The 16,754-nt window shown below is 29.3% G+C and carries 21 protein-coding genes and 1 tRNA gene; 11 read left to right on the forward strand and 11 right to left on the reverse strand.

Annotated elements, in window-relative coordinates; all coding sequences use genetic code 11:
• The 5 genes from L8W68_RS05170 to L8W68_RS05190 form a co-directional block, all read right to left on the reverse strand.
• Positions 1-314 (reverse strand): AAA family ATPase (locus L8W68_RS05170; RefSeq protein ID WP_263675260.1); only part of this gene is annotated, 314 nt, incomplete at its 3' end.
• Positions 305-532, reverse strand: coding sequence for an ABC-three component system middle component 6 (locus tag L8W68_RS05175; RefSeq protein ID WP_214115628.1), 228 nt, complete (start codon positions 530-532; stop codon positions 305-307). The genes L8W68_RS05170 and L8W68_RS05175, both read right to left, overlap by 10 nt.
• A gap of 3 nt (positions 533-535) precedes the next feature.
• Entirely contained in the window at positions 536-1,096 is a 561-nt protein-coding gene (locus L8W68_RS05180) for an ABC-three component system protein (protein ID WP_214115627.1), read from the reverse strand.
• Between the two features lie 251 nt (positions 1,097-1,347).
• The gene (locus tag L8W68_RS05185; RefSeq protein WP_214115625.1) at positions 1,348-1,698 is read right to left on the reverse strand and encodes a hypothetical protein; all 351 of its coding nucleotides are present in this window, start codon (positions 1,696-1,698) and stop codon (positions 1,348-1,350) included.
• Between the two features lie 830 nt (positions 1,699-2,528).
• Positions 2,529-3,386, reverse strand: a complete 858-nt coding sequence (locus L8W68_RS05190) for a DMT family transporter (RefSeq protein WP_263675261.1) — start codon at positions 3,384-3,386, stop codon at positions 2,529-2,531.
• Positions 3,387-3,472: 86 nt separating this feature from the next.
• On the opposite strand from L8W68_RS05190, the gene murA reads away from it, so the two are divergent.
• Both murA and L8W68_RS05200 read left to right on the forward strand, forming a co-directional pair.
• Entirely contained in the window at positions 3,473-4,729 is a 1,257-nt protein-coding gene (gene murA, locus L8W68_RS05195) for a UDP-N-acetylglucosamine 1-carboxyvinyltransferase (protein ID WP_263675262.1), read from the forward strand.
• Positions 4,726-5,886, forward strand: a complete 1,161-nt coding sequence (locus tag L8W68_RS05200) for a molybdopterin molybdotransferase MoeA (RefSeq protein WP_263675263.1) — start codon at positions 4,726-4,728, stop codon at positions 5,884-5,886. The genes murA and L8W68_RS05200 overlap by 4 nt, the downstream gene beginning before the upstream one ends.
• Positions 5,887-5,916: 30 nt before the next feature.
• Here the strand turns inward: L8W68_RS05200 and L8W68_RS05205 are convergent, their stop codons facing one another.
• Positions 5,917-6,213 carry a hypothetical protein gene (locus L8W68_RS05205; protein WP_263675264.1) on the reverse strand — a complete coding sequence of 99 codons (297 nt, stop codon included), beginning with the start codon at positions 6,211-6,213 and terminating at the stop codon, positions 5,917-5,919.
• A 109-nt stretch (positions 6,214-6,322) separates the two neighbouring features.
• Between L8W68_RS05205 and L8W68_RS05210 the strand changes: the two genes are divergently transcribed.
• From L8W68_RS05210 to murG, 9 genes are all read left to right on the forward strand, one after another.
• Positions 6,323-6,397, forward strand: a tRNA-Gly gene (locus L8W68_RS05210).
• A gap of 71 nt (positions 6,398-6,468) precedes the next feature.
• A complete protein-coding gene (gene flgA / locus L8W68_RS05215; protein WP_263675265.1) occupies positions 6,469-7,137 on the forward strand; it encodes a flagellar basal body P-ring formation chaperone FlgA in 669 nt (222 codons plus the stop codon).
• A complete protein-coding gene (locus L8W68_RS05220) occupies positions 7,134-7,712 on the forward strand; it encodes a UbiX family flavin prenyltransferase (protein WP_263675266.1) in 579 nt (192 codons plus the stop codon). Before flgA ends, L8W68_RS05220 begins: the two co-directional genes overlap by 4 nt.
• Entirely contained in the window at positions 7,712-8,191 is a 480-nt protein-coding gene (gene coaD / locus L8W68_RS05225) for a pantetheine-phosphate adenylyltransferase (RefSeq protein WP_263675267.1), read from the forward strand. Before L8W68_RS05220 ends, coaD begins: the two co-directional genes overlap by 1 nt.
• The gene (gene tmk, locus L8W68_RS05230; RefSeq protein ID WP_263675268.1) at positions 8,182-8,766 is read left to right on the forward strand and encodes a dTMP kinase; all 585 of its coding nucleotides are present in this window, start codon (positions 8,182-8,184) and stop codon (positions 8,764-8,766) included. Before coaD ends, tmk begins: the two co-directional genes overlap by 10 nt.
• Entirely contained in the window at positions 8,759-9,985 is a 1,227-nt protein-coding gene (hisS, locus tag L8W68_RS05235; RefSeq protein ID WP_263675269.1) for a histidine--tRNA ligase, read from the forward strand. Before tmk ends, hisS begins: the two co-directional genes overlap by 8 nt.
• On the forward strand, positions 9,982-11,811 hold the full coding sequence (speA, locus tag L8W68_RS05240; protein WP_263675270.1) for a biosynthetic arginine decarboxylase: 1,830 nt from the start codon (positions 9,982-9,984) through the stop codon (positions 11,809-11,811). Before hisS ends, speA begins: the two co-directional genes overlap by 4 nt.
• The gene (gene cysE / locus L8W68_RS05245) at positions 11,808-12,413 is read left to right on the forward strand and encodes a serine O-acetyltransferase (RefSeq protein ID WP_263675271.1); all 606 of its coding nucleotides are present in this window, start codon (positions 11,808-11,810) and stop codon (positions 12,411-12,413) included. The genes speA and cysE overlap by 4 nt, the downstream gene beginning before the upstream one ends.
• Positions 12,410-13,441 (forward strand): undecaprenyldiphospho-muramoylpentapeptide beta-N-acetylglucosaminyltransferase, encoded by a 1,032-nt coding sequence (gene murG, locus L8W68_RS05250; protein ID WP_263675272.1) that lies wholly within the window; start codon positions 12,410-12,412, stop codon positions 13,439-13,441. Before cysE ends, murG begins: the two co-directional genes overlap by 4 nt.
• Here murG and L8W68_RS05255 read toward each other — a convergent pair.
• From L8W68_RS05255 to L8W68_RS05275, 5 genes are read right to left on the reverse strand one after another with little or no spacing between them, the layout of a single operon-like run.
• Positions 13,434-14,051 (reverse strand): YggS family pyridoxal phosphate-dependent enzyme, encoded by a 618-nt coding sequence (locus L8W68_RS05255; protein WP_263675273.1) that lies wholly within the window; start codon positions 14,049-14,051, stop codon positions 13,434-13,436. The genes murG and L8W68_RS05255 overlap by 8 nt on opposite strands.
• 6 nt (positions 14,052-14,057) lie before the next feature.
• A complete protein-coding gene (locus L8W68_RS05260; RefSeq protein ID WP_263675274.1) occupies positions 14,058-15,305 on the reverse strand; it encodes an RNA polymerase factor sigma-54 in 1,248 nt (415 codons plus the stop codon).
• The gene (gene lptB / locus L8W68_RS05265; RefSeq protein ID WP_039618272.1) at positions 15,305-16,030 is read right to left on the reverse strand and encodes an LPS export ABC transporter ATP-binding protein; all 726 of its coding nucleotides are present in this window, start codon (positions 16,028-16,030) and stop codon (positions 15,305-15,307) included. Before lptB ends, L8W68_RS05260 begins: the two co-directional genes overlap by 1 nt.
• Positions 16,023-16,430 carry a tRNA (adenosine(37)-N6)-threonylcarbamoyltransferase complex ATPase subunit type 1 TsaE gene (tsaE, locus tag L8W68_RS05270; RefSeq protein WP_263675275.1) on the reverse strand — a complete coding sequence of 136 codons (408 nt, stop codon included), beginning with the start codon at positions 16,428-16,430 and terminating at the stop codon, positions 16,023-16,025. The genes lptB and tsaE overlap by 8 nt, the downstream gene beginning before the upstream one ends.
• Positions 16,427-16,675, reverse strand: coding sequence for an RNA-binding S4 domain-containing protein (locus L8W68_RS05275; protein WP_039618276.1), 249 nt, complete (start codon positions 16,673-16,675; stop codon positions 16,427-16,429). Before L8W68_RS05275 ends, tsaE begins: the two co-directional genes overlap by 4 nt.
• Positions 16,676-16,754 lie beyond the last annotated feature (79 nt).

A 16,754-nucleotide genomic window follows, 5' to 3' on the forward strand; every position in this document is an offset into this window, starting at 1 on the left:
TTTCTTGAAATTTTATATTTTATATTATTTTGCATGGAATTACTAAGAATGATTTCAAAACAAGGTTGTTTTTCTACCAAGAAAGAAAAAATATCATCATTGATTGTTTTAAATTCTTTATCAATATATAATTGATCAATTTTTCCACCTAAACAAAAATCAATACATCTTATTAGTGTCGTTTTTCCAATATTATTTGTTGAACCATCTTCATCAGGAATTCCAACAATAAGATTTAAACCATTGGGATTAAATTCTACACTTCGTATATTAGTTCCAAAAACATCTTTAATAATTAAACATTCTAAGAGCATTTTATTATAAATCCCTCTTGGGTAATCTCTATATAGCTAGCTAAATACAACCAATCTAAAATCAAAATAAATTTTTTTATTTCAATATTATACTTTTTTTGAAATTGTTCATATAATTCAAAAAGTGAATATTCCATGTTTTTATTTTTTAAAATTTCAAGCAAAGCAGCACCTAGAAAATAAAGACTTTGCTTCGGATTTCTTTCTGTAATAATCATAAATTATAACCCTTTTGTAGGTTTTTCAAATATTTTACACAAAGCAAATACATAAAATATAATATAATGAGTACAGCTAATATCATCTATACTTAAATCGGTATTTTGCTTCAAATCGTTTTCTATTTCTTCTAATATACTATTTAATGTTAAGTTTGGATTATTTTTATCATAAAACTTTATATATTTATTTTTTACATACTTAACTAAACGCTGTTCGAAATTAATATCTTCTGCTGAAATAATCATAATTTTTTCTTTTACAATATTATAATTTTCCATATAATCATCAAAGAATTCTTTAAATTGTGTTAATTTATTATAGTTAATTTTTTCTTCAATTGTATATTCCCCAGTGTCTGGTTTTTCAAATTGAAGGTTAATAGTAAATTCGGATATGTTTTTTAAAATATTTCCTATAGATATTTCATGTTTTACTGGATAATTAAAGTTATAAAAATTATTAATATTAACATCTCTACCAGCTGTGTTATTATTGCTTCCATTAATGGTTTGCTTATTTAGCATTAACATCTCTACCAGCTGTGTTATTATTGCTTCCATTAATGGTTTGCTTATTGATATCGATCTTAGATTTTATACCAATAACTTTTTTAACAATTAAGATACTTGCCATTAATCCTAGTATACTACATATACCAGTTGCAAATAAAAACCAATCATTTGTTATTATTTCATGCATGTCAAAAACTCCTTATTATAGTTTTGCTTTTATTATGTCATATATTAGTAAATTTACTATAATCATTTATTAAATAACAAGATAAATAACAAATCTTTAATTTCACAATTTATCAAATTTCATCAGACAATAAATATTGTATTTTTGTAATTGTTTGTGAAATATATTTAAGTGCTCCATTCTTATCCCCTAAGCAATAAGACTCACTATGATTAACAAGATCTTCCATATTCTCTCCTTTAAGTTCTTTTTCTAAAAAATCTTTTATTTCACTTTTTCTTTGATCTGTAGCATGAGAGAGTTTGCGTTTCAATGCAAAATTTATTGGTTTTGTCCAGTTTAGTCCTAAGAGTAGCTCATTTTTGACACCAAAATCAGTATAATGACACTTTAAAAAATTTCTCAAAGTACCTTCTAAATTAAATGAGAGTTTCAACATTTTTTCGTTTATAACATTATCCATAAATATCCATCCTTATTTTTTGAATTAAATTAAAATATTTTTTCATAAAAATTATAAATATACTATAAAAATTAATAGATATATAGTAAAAAATTAAGCTTTCTATGTAACTATCTTTCAAACCTTAAAGCTATAGATAGTTACATATTATTTTTATATAAAAAGTGGTTAAAATATGATTATATAGCGTTTTATAAAGATAGTTACATTAAAAATAAAATATAAGTTTATTTTAAGTAAAAATGTAACTATCTTTGGAGAGTAAAACATTTTTTAGGATTTAAAATTTAAAAATAAACTTCGCATTTATCTGCCTTTTAAACAGTATTTAATCACTTTCTTGGGATAAAACGGATATTTTGGGATATTTGGGATATTTTACGCTTTAGATTTGGAAAGATAAAAAGTTGTTTTTATATGTTTTAAAAGCCTATTATTTGGGAGTTTTGCTAAAATTATTTAGAGATAGTTACATGTTCTTTTTAAAATACCCCTTATAATTTTAAACACTCAAAAAGAAGAAAAAGAAAGCAAAGAAAATAAGAATTTTATAGAATTTAAATTTACTCAAGGTATAAAAGAGCTTGAAAAAAGCGTTAAAGAAAGTCAAAATGGAGAAAAATCAGAAGATGAGTTAAATAAACTTTATAAAGAACTTTCTAAAATACAAGCTAAAATAACAGAATTAAATGCAAATTACAATCAAGCCAAGATCCACAAAAAGCTCAGATGATCAATTCTCAAATTCAAAGTTTAAATTCGCAAATGCAAAGCATTTATGCAAGAATAACCCAAATGTTATCTCAAGCCATGCAAGCTATGCAATGACTTTAATGTTTTTTAGCATTTAAAAACACACTAAGAATAATCAAAGCAAAAGCAAAAAGATCAATCACGCTATAAATAGTTCCTAAAAATAAAAAACTCATAAAAGCAGCAGCCACAGGTTCTATACAAGCTATCATACTAGCTTTAAAAGCTCCTATTAATTCAACTCCTTTTAAATATAAACAAAAAGCCCCTATTGTACCTATAAATACAATCGCGCTCATAGCCAAAAAGGAATTTAAAGAAAAATCATGTTTTGGGATATTTCCTTGTAATAATACAAAAAGCAAAAAAGAAGCAAATAAACTAGCCAAACCCATGATTAAAAATAAGCCATATTTTGCTATGATAAGCCTAGCACTCAAAGAATAAAATGCCACTCCAAGAGCTCCAAAAAAAGCCCAAATAACACCTCTTATATCAAGTTTTAAATTGTTAATATCTCCATTTGTTATAAGTAAAAATAAGGCAAAAAGTATTAAAAACAAAGCGATTAGTTCTATTTTTTTAGGTAAAATTTTATTTTTAAAACACATAAAAAGCATTATGATTAATGGTGCGTTGTATTGTATCATCGTAGCAGTTCCTGCATCGGTATAATAAATAGCTTTAAAATAACCATATTGAGTTATCAATAAACCAAAGATAGAAAAAATCAAAAGAGAGCTAAGTTCTTGTTTTTGCTTTAGCAATTTTAATTTGAAATTTTTTGCACCCAAAATTATTAAAATAACACCAGTAAAAAGCAAACGATAAAAACTTACCCATTCAGCAGAATAATGATTTTTAAACAAATACTCAGCTAAAACCCCACTTACAGCCCAAAATATCCCACCAAGTATGACTAGAAAAACTCCCAAAAAACACCTTTAATCTTATTAATTTATATAATATTTGTAGTAAAATATTATTATATCATTAAATGTATATATTTTAAGGAAAATTAATGACTTATTTAGAGATTGATGGTGTTAAAAAGTTAAATGGAGAAGTGATAATAAGTGGTGCAAAAAATGCAGCACTTCCTTTGATAGCTTCAAGTATTTTAGCTAAAAATGAAGTGCAAATTTCAAATTTACCAAATGTAGCAGATATTTGCACCCTACTTTCTTTGCTTGAAAATTTAGGAGCAAATTATACTTTTAAAGATAATTTTGCAAAAATAAATACAAAACATTTAAATAAAACCATAGCAAAATACGACATCGTGCGTAAAATGCGTGCTTCCATACTTACCTTGGGGCCTTTACTAGCTAGATTTGGAAATTGCGAAGTTTCTTTACCGGGAGGTTGTGCTATAGGCCAACGTCCTATTGATTTACACCTTTTAGCTTTAGAAAAAATGGGAGCTAATATTGAGATTAAACAAGGTTATGTGGTAGCTAGTGGAGGGCTTAGGGGCGCTGATGTGATGTTTGATAAAATCACTGTTACAGGTAGTGAAAATATCATCATGGCAGCAGCCCTAGCTCATGGTAAAACTAGACTTTTAAATGTTGCTAAAGAGCCTGAAGTGGTGCAACTTTGTGAGGTTTTAGCTAGAGCTGGGCTTGATATACAAGGCATAGGATCTTCTGAGCTTGAAATTTATGGCACAAGTGGAGAGCTTTTAGAATTTAAACCTTTTGAAATCATTCCTGATCGCATTGAAGCAGGAACTTATCTGTGTGCAGGAGCTATCACTAACTCAAAAATCACTCTAAAAAAAGTCAATGCAAGCCATCTTAGCGCAGTTTTGGCAAAGCTAGAGCAAATGGGTTTTAGCTTTGATATTAATGAAGATAGTATTAGTATAAATCCTGCTAAAGAAATCAAACCGGTTGAAATTTTAACTAGCGAATATCCAGGTTTTCCAACGGATATGCAAGCACAATTTATGGCTTTAGCTTTAAAAGCAAATGGCACAAGTATTATTGATGAGAGATTATTTGAAAATCGTTTTATGCATGTAAGTGAGCTTTTAAGAATGGGAGCTGATATAAGATTAAACGGGCATATTGCTACTATAAATGGCACTAAAGAGCTTTTGGGAGCTGATGTTATGGCTACTGATTTGCGTGCATCATCTGCTTTGATTTTAGCGGCTTTAGCAGCTAAAGGAACTAGTAAAATTCATAGAATTTATCATCTTGATAGAGGGTATGAAAATTTAGAAGAAAAATTTAAAAAATTAGGCGCAAGTATAAGAAGGCTTGAAGAATGAGAGATATTTTTGCAACTTTAGATTTTTTAAAAGAACAAATTAAAGCAAAAAATGAATTTCAAAAAGTAAATTTGACGCAAGCTTTGGGGTGTATTTTATATGAAGATGTTTTTGTGAAAAAAAACCTACCCGCTTTTGATAATTCTGCCCTAGATGGTTATACACTAAATTATACACATAAGAATGAATTGCTAGAAATAAAAGGAAGTATTTTAGCAGGCGATAAAAATGATTATATTATAGAAAAAAATGAATGCTATAAAATCATGACAGGGGCTAAAATTCCTCAAAATGCAAACACAATTTTAATGTTTGAAGAAGCTTTGCTTGAAGATGAAAAGCTCAATGCTAAAAACGCTAAAGAAAACAATGCCATCCGTTTTAAAGGCGAGGAAGCAAAGCTTGGAGAGCTTTTGTTTAAAAAGGGACAAAAAATCACTTCAGGCATGGTAGCTATGCTTGCTGCTCAAGGAATTTATGAGTTAAAAGTCGTTAAAAAATTGCGTGTTGGGATTTTTTCAAGTGGAGATGAGCTTGTAGAGCCTTGGGAAAATGCTGATGAATACAGTATATATAATGCAAATGCTTTTGGAATTTATGCTATTTTGCAAGATTATGCTGATGTTGAGTATTTAGGGCTTATAAAAGATGATTTAAATGCATATAAAAAGCTTTTAGAAAATAAAGAATTTGATATGCTTATAAGCAGTGGCGGAGCTAGCGTGGGTGAGGCTGATTTTATCAAACAAGCTTTGCTTGAGTGTGATTTTAGCCCTATTTTTGAAAAAGTAAATGCTAAACTTTGTAAGCATGTAAAACTTTTTAACAAAAGCGATATGCTTTTTCTAGCCCTACCAGGAAATCCTTTAGCCTCTTTAGTTTCAACGCATATTTTTGCAAAAAATATACTCAATTTACTTTATGGTAAAGAACTTTTGGAATTTGATAAAGCAAGATTGACTAAAGATTTAAATTTCAAAGGCCAAAGAAATGATTTTGCTTTTGGAAAATTAGTCGATGGATATTTTAAACCAAGCGAAGCTAAATTTGGCTCAGGTATGCTAAAACCTTTATGTGAAAACACGCATATTTTAATCACGCAAATTGATGATATAAAATTAGCAAAAGATCAAGAAGTTAAAGTTTTAAAAATTTAATAGGGTATTACACTACCCTATTTTGAATGATTAACTTCTTGCTTTATCTAAGGTTTTAAAAAGATTGTTTAGGATATTTTCTTCATTTTTTTGGTATTTGCTTTGGCGTAATTTCTCCCAAGCATATACGCCATAATCTTTAGAAATTGAGCCTATATTTAAATCTGTATTACTAAAAGCATTGTTGCTATCTTTTTTATACTCTTTTTCCTCTTTGTCTTTAAGTGCATTAAGTGTAGCTTGAAATTCATCTGAAGATGTGTTTTTTTCTTTGATTTTTGTCATATTATTTAGGGCTAGTGGACTATTTTTATCATTAACTTGCATGAGAACTCCTTTTTTAAAATTTAATAACTACAAGCAAAAAACATTCCTTAATTTTAAAAACTTGACAATAAAATAAAGTTTTGATAAAATCACACTCTACTTTTAAATCGCGGGAATAGCTCAGGGGTAGAGCACAACCTTGCCAAGGTTGGGGTCGCGAGTTCGAATCTCGTTTCCCGCTCCACTTCTTTTAACTAAAATCAAACTTTTTTAATGTATTATACGATTAATATATTTTTATAAAAGGTCGTTGTATTGTTTTTTAAGCAAATCATTCTAGTTTTATTTTTCTATACTTTTAGTTTTGCTTCAAATTTTGATGAAGTAAAATTAGCTTTGATTAAAGAATTTAAGACAAATTATCCGCAACTAGAAATCATTTCTTTAGATCTTAACACTCAATCAAGCTTGCCTGCTGATTTTAATCAATACATTTTTTTAAAGCTGGGTAATCATAATTTTGATAGAGCAGATGGTTTTGTAAAGGCTGAATTTAAAACTCCAGAGCAGTTTAAAAAAAATATATTTTTTAAGTATTTTTTAAAGGCAAAATTAGAAGTTTTGCAAACCACGCGCCCTATTGTGCGCAATGAAAATTTAAGTCCTGCTAGTTTTAAAATTTTAAAAATTCCTTTTGATAAAGCTCCTCAAGGTGTATTAAAAAAAGATGAAATCGCAAATTTAATAGCCAAAAGCAATATAAGAGAAAATATGATTTTAAAATATAATATGTTTAAAACCAAAACCCTTATACAAAGAAATGATTCTGTTTATGGGGTTATCAAAGATGGGGATTTAAGCATGATAATAGAATTAAAAGCCTTGCAAAGCGGGAATTTAAACCAAAGAATTCGCCTTAAAAATAAAGATGGAAAAGTCGTGCATGGTAAAGTTATTAGTAAAAATTATGTGGAGCTAAAATGAGAAAAATTTTAGTAGGTATTAGCGGGGCTAGTTCTTGTGAACTTGGTTTTTTATTATTAAAACATTTAAAAGAAAAAGGGCAAATTTATGCCATTATAAGTAAAAATGCAAAAATAAGCTTTGTAAAAGAAAATTCTCTTTTAGAAAATATAGACTTTTTGCAATACATAAAAGATAAATTTGAACTTGAACATGTAAATTTTTTAGATAATGAAGATATTAGTCAATGTGTTGCAAGTGGATCTTTTGGCATAGAAACGACTTTTATCACACCTTGCTCTATTAACACTTTAGCAAAAATTGCTTGTGGTATAAATGATACTTTACTTACAAGAGCTGCAGGAGTGGCTTTAAAAGAACGCAAAAAACTCATACTTGGGGTAAGGGAAATGCCCTATTCTACTTTAATTTTAGAACAAATGGCTAAACTTTCTAGCTATGGAGTCATCATCGCTCCTCCTGTAATGGCAAGTTATGCTAAGATTGATAATTTGGAAAAACTATATGAATTTATCATAGGAAAATGGCTTGATCTAGCAAATATTGAGCATAATTTATACCAAAGGTGGCAATGATGGCTAGTTGTATATACCCAGGGACATTTGATCCTATCACTAATGGACATTTAGATGTGATCATTCGAGCTAGCAAGATGTTTAAAGAAGTAGTCGTAGCCATAGCTAAAAGTGAGAGCAAAAAGCCTATGTTTAGCTTAGAACATAGAGAAAAAATGGTAAAAATTGCTACAAAAGACTTAAAAAATGTTAAAATTACAACTTTTGATAACTTACTAGTAGATCTTGCTAAAAATTTGCAAATAAATATCATTATAAGAGGCTTAAGAGCGGTGAGTGATTTTGAGTATGAATTGCAACTTGGTTATGCAAATCACATGCTTTGGGAAGATTTTGAAACCATATATCTTATGCCAAATTTAAAAAATTCTTTTATTTCAAGCTCCATAGTAAGATCAATTTGTGCTCATAATGGTGATGTGAGCAAGCTTGTGCCAAAAGAAATTATACCTTTATTAAAGGAGAGAGATTGTATATAGCTTTTGAAGGGGTTGATTGTGTGGGTAAAAGCACGCAAATAGAGCTTTTAAAAAAATATTTTCATAATGTATTTTTTACTAAAGAGCCAGGTGGAAGTGAGCTTGGAGTGCATTTGAGAAAAATTTTATTAGAAAGTAAAATACAATTTTCTAAAAAGGCTGAGCTTTTGCTTTTTTTAGCAGATAGAGCAAATTTAATCGACATGCATTTAGCGCATAATAAAAACAAACTTATCATTTCAGATCGTAGTTTTATTTCTAATATGGCTTATGCAAGATGTGATTTTGATCAAAATATTTTATTTGAGTTAAATTCTTTTGCCACAGGTGGGCTTTTTCCACAAAAGGTTGTGTTTTTGCATGGTTCTAAAGAGCTTATCGCACAAAGACTTTCTAAAAAAGATTTAGATAGTATTGAAAAAAGAGGGATTGAGTATTTTTTAAATATACAAAAAGCTTTAGAAGAAACTTTAGAGTTTTTAAAAACTAAAATAGATATAAAAATTTTAAAATTAGATGCTTCTTTGAGTATTGAAATTTTACATGAAAAGATTAAGGAATTTATAGATGATTAATGCTTTAAAAGGAATGAAAGATTTACAAGATGATCAAGCTGTTCTTTATGAAAAAGTAGTAAAAACTTGTAAAGAAGTAGCTAAAAACTATGGTTTTACTTTTATTAATTGTCCGCATTTAGAACTTACTAAGCTTTTTAAAAGAAGCGTTGGGGAAAGCTCTGATATAGTTGGCAAAGAAATGTATGAATTTGTTGATAAAGCAGGCAATGAAGTGTGTTTGAGGCCTGAAGGGACAGCTGGGGTGGTAAGATCATACATAGAAGCTAAAATGGATAAGGCTCAAAGTGTTAAAAGATGGTTTTATCATGGTTCTATGTTTCGCTATGAAAGGCCACAAAAAGGAAGATTACGTGAATTTCATCAATTTGGAGTAGAAAGCTTTGGTATAGCAAGTGTGTATGAGGATGCGAGTATTATTTTAATGCTAAATGAAATTTTTAAACGCTTAGAAATTCATACAAGTTTGAAGATTAATTCTTTAGGCTGTAAAGAATGTATGGGTGTATATAAAGAAAAACTCATAGCTTTTTTAAATTCTAAAGAAGGTTTTTGTGAGGATTGTTTAAGAAGAAAAGATTTAAACCCTATTAGAGTGCTTGATTGTAAAAATGATCATTGTCAAAGTTTAATCGAAAATGCGCCAAAACTAAGTGAAAATTTATGCCCATGTTGTAAGAAAGATTATGAAAAATTGCAAAAACTTTTAAAAGAAAATGATGTTGAATTTGAATGTGATGAAAAATTAGTGCGTGGGCTTGATTATTATTCTAAAAGTGCATTTGAGTTTGTTAGCGATGAAATCGGTGCTAAAGCTGCTGTAGCAGGTGGTGGAAGATATGATAGATTGATTGAATACTTAGATGGTAAAAGTGGCTATGGCGTGGGTTTTGCTATGGGTATAGAAAGGATTATGGCTATTTTAGAGCAAAAACAAAGCGTAAAATCAAGAGAAGGAATTTATCTTTGTGCTATGGATGAAGCTTATATAGATGCTATTTTTAAACTAGCAAATACTTTAAGAAAAAAACATAAAGTATATATAAGTTATGAAGCAAAAAAACTTGCAAAGCATTTAAACCAAGCAGATAATACTAATGCTAAAATCTTTTTGTGTATAGGCGAAGATGAAATGCAAAAAGAAGAGATTTTTTATAAAAATTTAGATAGTAAAGAAAATAAAAATATAAAATTAGCAAATTTGGAGAATGAGTTATGATTGATTATGGTATTAATATTTGGGGTGCGAATAATTTTATCATTGAAAATGGCAAAGTATGTGTAAATCATGGTAAAAAACCTGCCATTATAGATATAGTAAATACTTTGCGTGATGATGGTTATAAGGGGCCATTGTTACTTCGTTTTCCTCATTTAATCCATAAGCAAATTGAGCAAATTTATGATAAATTTGCTAAAGCAAAAAAAGAATTTAATTATAAAGGTTCTTTTAATGCTGTATATCCTTTAAAAGTCAATCAATATCCAGGTTTTGTAAAAAATTTAGTTAATCTAGGTAAAGAATATAACTATGGCTTAGAGGCAGGAAGTAAGGCTGAGCTTTTACTAGCTATGGCTTATAATAATGAAGGTGCACCTATAACGGTTAATGGTTTTAAAGATAAAGAACTTATAAACATGGGCTTTATAGCGTGTGAAATGGGTTATAATATCACTTTAACTATGGAAGGACTTAATGAGCTTGAAGCAATGATTGAAATTGCTAAAAATCGTTTTAAGCCAAAGCCAAATATAGGCTTAAGGGTGCGTTTGCATTCAGCTGGGGTAGGAATTTGGGCAAAAAGTGGTGGTATAAATTCAAAATTTGGTTTAACATCTACTGAGCTTATTGAAGCGGTAAATCTTTTAAAAGCTAATAAACTTTTAGATCAATTTACTATGATACATTTTCATTTAGGCTCACAAATTACTGAAATTCATCCTTTGAAAAAAGCTTTAAATGAAGCGGGCAATATCTACACTGAGCTTAGAAAAATGGGTGCAAAAAATTTAAAAGCTATTAATCTTGGCGGGGGTTTGGCAGTAGAATACTCTCAGTTTAAAAATGAAACAAGTAGAAATTACACCTTAAGTGAGTATGCAAACGATGTTGTGTTTATTTTAAAAAGCATTGCAGAACAAAAAAAAGATTTAGAGCCTGATATTTTTATAGAAAGTGGGCGTTTTGTGGCGGCTAATCATGCTGTTTTAGTAGCGCCTGTTTTAGAGCTTTTTTCTCAAGAATACACAGAAAGCAAGCTTTTATTAAAAGATAAAAATCCAAAACTTATTGATGAACTTTATGATTTGTATAAAAACATTAAAGCCTCTAATGCACTTGAGTATTTACATGATAGTATTGATCATATGGAGAGTATTTTAACCTTGTTTGATTTGGGTTATGTGGATTTACAAGATCGCTCTAATAGTGAAATTTTAGTGCATTTGATTATGAGAAAAGCTATTTCTTTGGTGGGTGATCAAGCTGATTTATCGAGTTTGCAAAATGAAGTACAAGAAAAATATTTAGTGAATTTTTCAGTATTTCAGTCTTTACCTGATTTTTGGGGTTTAGAGCAAAATTTCCCTATTATGCCACTTGATAGACTTAATAAAAAACCTACAAGAAGTGCAAGTATATGGGATATAACTTGCGATAGCGATGGAGAAATTTCTTATTCTAAAGATAATCCTTTGTTTTTGCATGATATTGATGTAGAAGCTGAAGATTATTTTTTAGGATTTTTCTTAGTGGGAGCTTATCAAGAAGTCCTTGGTATGAAGCATAATCTTTTTACACATCCAACCGAAGCTTGTATAAGTATTAATGAAAAGGGTTTTGAAGTAGAAAGCGTACTAGAGGCTCAATCTATTTTAGATACCTTAGAAGATCTTGACTATGATATTCATGCAATTATGGATAATATTAATGAAAAAATTTATGCTTCAAAACTTGTTAATGAAAATCAAAAAAAGCATATTTTGGGTGAAATTTATTTATTCTTAAATGATAATGGATATTTAAAAAGCATAGGTTCTAAATGAGTATTTTTAAACTAATCAAAGAAGATTTTTCTATGCCAAAACAAAAAGATCCTGCATATAGATCTTGGATGGAATTAGTTTTTAACTATCCTGGTGTTTGGGCTGTGGTAAATTATCGCTTTGCGCATTTTTTTTATCAAAATGGTTTTAAAAAAATAGCAAGGATTATTAGTGGAATTTCTCAGTTTTTAACAGGGGTTGATTTGCATCCTGGAGCTACGCTAGGTAGAAGGATATTTATAGATCATGCAAGTGGGGTTGTGATTGGTGAGACTTCTATTATAGGTGATGATGTTTTGATTTATCAAGGTGTTACTTTGGGTGGAACGAGTTTAGATAAAAATACCAAAAGACACCCCACTATAGAAGATGGCGTGATTATAGGTTCTGGTGCTAAAATTTTAGGCAATATTACCATAGGTAAAAATGCAAAAATAGGCTCAAATGCAGTTGTATTAAAAGATGTTGGACCAAATTTAACAGCTATTGGCATACCTGCTTATATTAAAGAATATGGCAAGATTGATTATGAAGAAAAAATCGCTAAATTAGAAGCAAGGCTTGCTATTTTAGAAGAAAAGCTAAATAAAGAGGATAAATGATAGCAATTACAGGTGGAGGCACAGGAGGGCATTTAGCTATAGCTAGATGTTTATTACAAAGTGCAAGAAAACAAGGTATAGAATGCATTTACATAGGAAGTGAAAATGGCCAAGATAGACTTTGGTTTGAAAATGAAGATGATTTTTATAAAAAATACTTTCTAAGTTCTCAAGGCGTTGTTAATAAAAAAGGCTTGGCTAAGGTTCAATCGTTTTTGCATATTGTAAAACTTGCAAGAAAAACAAAACAAATTTTAAAAGAACATAATATTAAAGTAGTTTTTAGTGTGGGTGGATATAGCAGTGCTCCAGGTGCTTTTGGTGCTTTAATGGCAAATATCCCACTTTTAATCCATGAGCAAAACTCAAAAATGGGAAGTTTAAATTCGCTTTTAAAGCCTTTTTCTAAAGCTTTTTTTACTGCTTTTGATGATCAAATTAATAAAGCAAATACTTTCTTTTGTCCTTATCCTATTAGTGAAATTTTTTCACAAAAAGCAAGAGTGAGAAAAGAATTAAAAAATATTATTTTTCTTGGTGGCTCTCAAGGGGCTAAATTTATAAACGATCTTGCTTTAGAAAATGCTTTATACTTTAAAGAAAAAGGTATAAATATCATTCATCAATGTGGTAAGAATGATTATGAAAGATGTAAAAAAGCTTATGAGGATTTAAATGTCAATGCAGAGCTTTTTGATTTTGATAAAAACATTATAGATAAAATTTCTAAAGCAGATTTAGCCATATCAAGATCAGGTGCAAGCAGTCTTTTTGAGCTTAGTGCAAATTTACTTCCTTGTATTTTTATTCCTTATCCATATGCGGCTAAAAATCATCAGTATTTTAATGCTTTGTATTTAAAAGAGCGTAATTTGTGTGAAATTTTAACTCAAGAAGAGAAACATCAATTTTTAAATTTGGTAGAAAATTTCTCACTAGAAGAAAAATCTATAGCCTTGCAAGAGTTAAAAAGTGAAAATGGTGCAGATTTTATGATAGAAAAAGCAAAACAAATGGGGTTTATTTAAATAAAATACTCCCCAAACGCACCATATTTGAGCCACATTTTATAGCTAGTTCAAAATCCCCACTCATGCCCATAGAGCAAATTTTTGCCCCGTGTTTTTGTAAATTTTCATAGATTTTAAAAGTTTGCTCAAAACTTTCTTGAACTTTTTCCTCATCCATAGAACCTATACACATAATGCCTATAAGGTTTAAATTTTTACACTCTTCTTGTATTTGCAAGTATTCTTCTATGGCTTTATTTTGCTCTATGCCACTTTTAGAACTTTCATTAGCAGTATTTATTTCTAATAAAGTATCTAATTTATAATCAAGTCTTTTATCTACAGCTTTGGCGCTTTTTAAACCATTGCAAGATTGCCAAAGTAACGGGTTTTGTTTGATTAAAAGATTGATTTTGTTACTTTGAAGATTACCTATAAAATGCCACTTGATTTCTAAGTCTTGAAGTTTTTCTTTTTTTAAAGCTAAAGCTTGGACTTGATTTTCTCCAAACTCTACAACACCTTGCTTAAAAAGCTCTCGAATTTGTTCATCTTGAACATACTTGCTAGCTGCTACTAAACGCACATTTTGTTTTATGGTTTTTTCAAAAATACTTTCTAAATTCATCTTTTCCTACATCAATTCATATAATTTTTTACGCTCACTTGAGCTTCCTATGCCAAGTTGCATACGATATTTAGTGATAGTTCTACGCCCTAGTTGTACACTTGGGAATTCTTTTTGAGTGAGTTCAAGAATTTTTAAATCACTCAAAGGCTTTTTAGGATTTTCTTTTTTAATTAAATTACTAAGAAAATCTTTAATAGTTGCATTAGAAGTTTCACCATCATCCACTGCAGTGGTAAAGAAAGACTTTAAGGGTATTAAGCCTCTGTCACAACTTAAGTATTTATTTGCAATTGCTCTTGAAATGGTAGAAGCATTTCTTTCAAGATCTTGCGCTAAGTCTTTAAGCTGCATAGGTTTAATATCCCCGCCCATGAAAAAATCATATTGATATTCTATAATCATAAGCCCTAGTTTATAAAGGGTAGCTTTACGCATGGCTAGCGCGTCAATTAAATTTTTAGCATCTTTTAAATAAGCACTTAAAAACTCATGATCTAAGCCATCTGCTTCAAAAGCAATTTCAGGGTAATAATCATCATTGATTTTAATTTTAATTTCACCATTTTCTTGATAAATAAATATATCAGGAATGATTTCCATACTCTCTTCAAAATATTCTAAAAAAGGCGGAATAGAGATTTTTTTAATTATCGCTATAGCCTTTTTATACAAAGGATCTTTGATAAAATCTTTTGCATTTTCTAAATTTAAAATCAACATTTTGCAAAACTCATAAAGCTCATCATCTAAGTCAAAATGTTCTAGTGCAAAAATAAAAGCTTCTTGATTATCTTTTGCCCCTACTCCAACGGGATCAAGATATTTAAATCTTTGCCTGATTTTTTCTACTTCTAAAGGATCAAATTCACCTAAAATTTCCTCATCATACTCAAAATAACCTTCATGATTTAAACATTCTATGATTTTTTCAGCAATGGTTTGGGATTTTTTAGTAGGAAAAAATGGTGGTATGATTTGCTCGCTTAAAAGTTCATACACATTTTTTACTTCCAAGCTTTTTGCGTCAATCATTTGCGTGGTGGTATTTTTACTAAAATATTCTTGATAATACTTGTTTTGATTGCTTGTAATACTTGAGTTTTCTTTGATCTCTATAAAAGGATTTTCTTTAGCAAATTCATCTAAGCTTTCTTTTAGATCTTCAATATTAGCTTGCAATATAGGAAGCCAAGATCTTAAGGTTTGTGATAGTTTTGCTTTTTGCGTTATAGAGGTTTTTTGTTTAAGCATTATTCAAGTCTAAACTCACTTCCAAGATAGTATTTTTTAACATCTTCATTATGTGCAATTTCATTAGCATTGCCACTAGCTAGCAACCTTCCACTTCTAATCACATAAGCTCTATCGCAAATTGCTAAAGTTTCTCTTACATTATGATCAGTGATTAAAACACCTATATTCATAGCTTTTAAGTCATTAATCAAGCTTTGAATTTCACTCACTGCGATAGGATCAACCCCAGCAAATGGTTCATCTAAAAGTAAAAATTTAGGATCGCACATAAGCGATCTTGCTATCTCACAACGCCTTCTTTCACCCCCACTTAAACTCATACCTTTTCTGTGTCTAATAGGTTCTATGCTAAGTAATTCTAGCATTTGTTCTATCTTTTGTTCTAATAAATTTTTATCCTTATATATTACTTGGGCGGCTAAAAGTAAATTTTCTTCCACACTTAAATCTTTAAAAACACTACTTTCTTGAGGTAAATACCCAATGCCAAGTTTTGCTCTTTTATTAAGCGGTTCTTTTGTGATATCTTGTGAGTCTAAAAACACCTGCCCACTTGTTGGCAAAATAAGCCCACATATCATATAAAAACTCGTAGTTTTTCCTGCTCCATTAGGCCCTAAAAGTCCTACAACTTCTCCGCTTTGCACTTCTAGTGAAACATCGTGTATGATTTTTGTTTTTTTAATGATTTTTTCTAAATTTCTAGCCTCTAGCTTACTCATGTATTATATACTTTCTTTTATTTTCATAAGGAATGATTTGTAAAATTATATTAAAAATTTGATATTTATCTAAGTATTTTTTTAATTTTTCATCACCCCACTCTACCAAATGCAAACCCTCTTCAAAAAAATTTTCAATCAAACCATTTTTTAAAAGTCCATCAAAACCTTCTTGATAAATATCATAATGATATATTTTACCTTGTTGAAAATCATACTCTTGCATGATAGAAAATGTAGGAGAATTAAGTGTTTTTTCTACTCCAAGAAATTGAGCATAATTTTGCACCAAAGTGGTTTTACCGCTTGCTAAATCCCCTTGAAGTAAAATAACTCCATTTTTAGGCAAAATTTCACAAAGCTTATAAAGCTCATTTTGGCTTAAAATCATTTCTTTCATTGAATTTTTACCACATATTTTTCTTGCATAGCTTTTGGTATGCTTTTGGTTGTTGGTATGTCTAAAACTTTATAGATATTAGTATATTCTATAAATTTAATGCTTATTTCATCGCCAATTTTTACTTCTTTACTAGCCTTAACCACTTGATTGTTTATACTTACTACGCCACTTTTGCACATATCCTCTGAAATAGCACGACGCTTAGTAATATTAACTACATTTAAAAACTTATCTATTCTCATAAAAATATTTTATCAAAAAATACAAGAAAATGTTATAAAATGTTTAAATATTTTACATTATATTAAGCTAAATTCGTTA

It is taken from the genome of Campylobacter sp. FU_497 (assembly GCF_025772425.1).
GTDB lineage: Bacteria > Campylobacterota > Campylobacteria > Campylobacterales > Campylobacteraceae > Campylobacter_D > Campylobacter_D lari_C.

Excerpts from the sequence above, each read along its gene's own strand:
- L8W68_RS05180 (WP_214115627.1), bottom strand. The coding sequence starts at position 1,096 with ATGGAAGCAATAATAACACAGCTGGTAGAGATGTTAATGCTAAATAAG.
- L8W68_RS05255 (WP_263675273.1), bottom strand. The coding sequence starts at position 14,051 with ATGAATTTAGAAAGTATTTTTGAAAAAACCATAAAACAAAATGTGCGT.
- murG (WP_263675272.1), top strand. The coding sequence starts at position 12,410 with ATGATAGCAATTACAGGTGGAGGCACAGGAGGGCATTTAGCTATAGCT.
- L8W68_RS05220 (WP_263675266.1), top strand. The coding sequence starts at position 7,134 with ATGAGAAAAATTTTAGTAGGTATTAGCGGGGCTAGTTCTTGTGAACTT.
- L8W68_RS05260 (WP_263675274.1), bottom strand. The coding sequence starts at position 15,305 with ATGCTTAAACAAAAAACCTCTATAACGCAAAAAGCAAAACTATCACAA.
- murA (WP_263675262.1), top strand. The coding sequence starts at position 3,473 with ATGACTTATTTAGAGATTGATGGTGTTAAAAAGTTAAATGGAGAAGTG.
- lptB (WP_039618272.1), bottom strand. The coding sequence starts at position 16,030 with ATGAGTAAGCTAGAGGCTAGAAATTTAGAAAAAATCATTAAAAAAACA.
- L8W68_RS05185 (WP_214115625.1), bottom strand. The coding sequence starts at position 1,698 with ATGGATAATGTTATAAACGAAAAAATGTTGAAACTCTCATTTAATTTA.
- speA (WP_263675270.1), top strand. The coding sequence starts at position 9,982 with ATGATTGATTATGGTATTAATATTTGGGGTGCGAATAATTTTATCATT.
- L8W68_RS05200 (WP_263675263.1), top strand. The coding sequence starts at position 4,726 with ATGAGAGATATTTTTGCAACTTTAGATTTTTTAAAAGAACAAATTAAA.
- coaD (WP_263675267.1), top strand. The coding sequence starts at position 7,712 with ATGGCTAGTTGTATATACCCAGGGACATTTGATCCTATCACTAATGGA.
- tsaE (WP_263675275.1), bottom strand. The coding sequence starts at position 16,430 with ATGAAAGAAATGATTTTAAGCCAAAATGAGCTTTATAAGCTTTGTGAA.
- cysE (WP_263675271.1), top strand. The coding sequence starts at position 11,808 with ATGAGTATTTTTAAACTAATCAAAGAAGATTTTTCTATGCCAAAACAA.
- L8W68_RS05275 (WP_039618276.1), bottom strand. The coding sequence starts at position 16,675 with ATGAGAATAGATAAGTTTTTAAATGTAGTTAATATTACTAAGCGTCGT.
- L8W68_RS05205 (WP_263675264.1), bottom strand. The coding sequence starts at position 6,213 with ATGCAAGTTAATGATAAAAATAGTCCACTAGCCCTAAATAATATGACA.
- hisS (WP_263675269.1), top strand. The coding sequence starts at position 8,759 with ATGATTAATGCTTTAAAAGGAATGAAAGATTTACAAGATGATCAAGCT.
- L8W68_RS05175 (WP_214115628.1), bottom strand. The coding sequence starts at position 532 with ATGATTATTACAGAAAGAAATCCGAAGCAAAGTCTTTATTTTCTAGGT.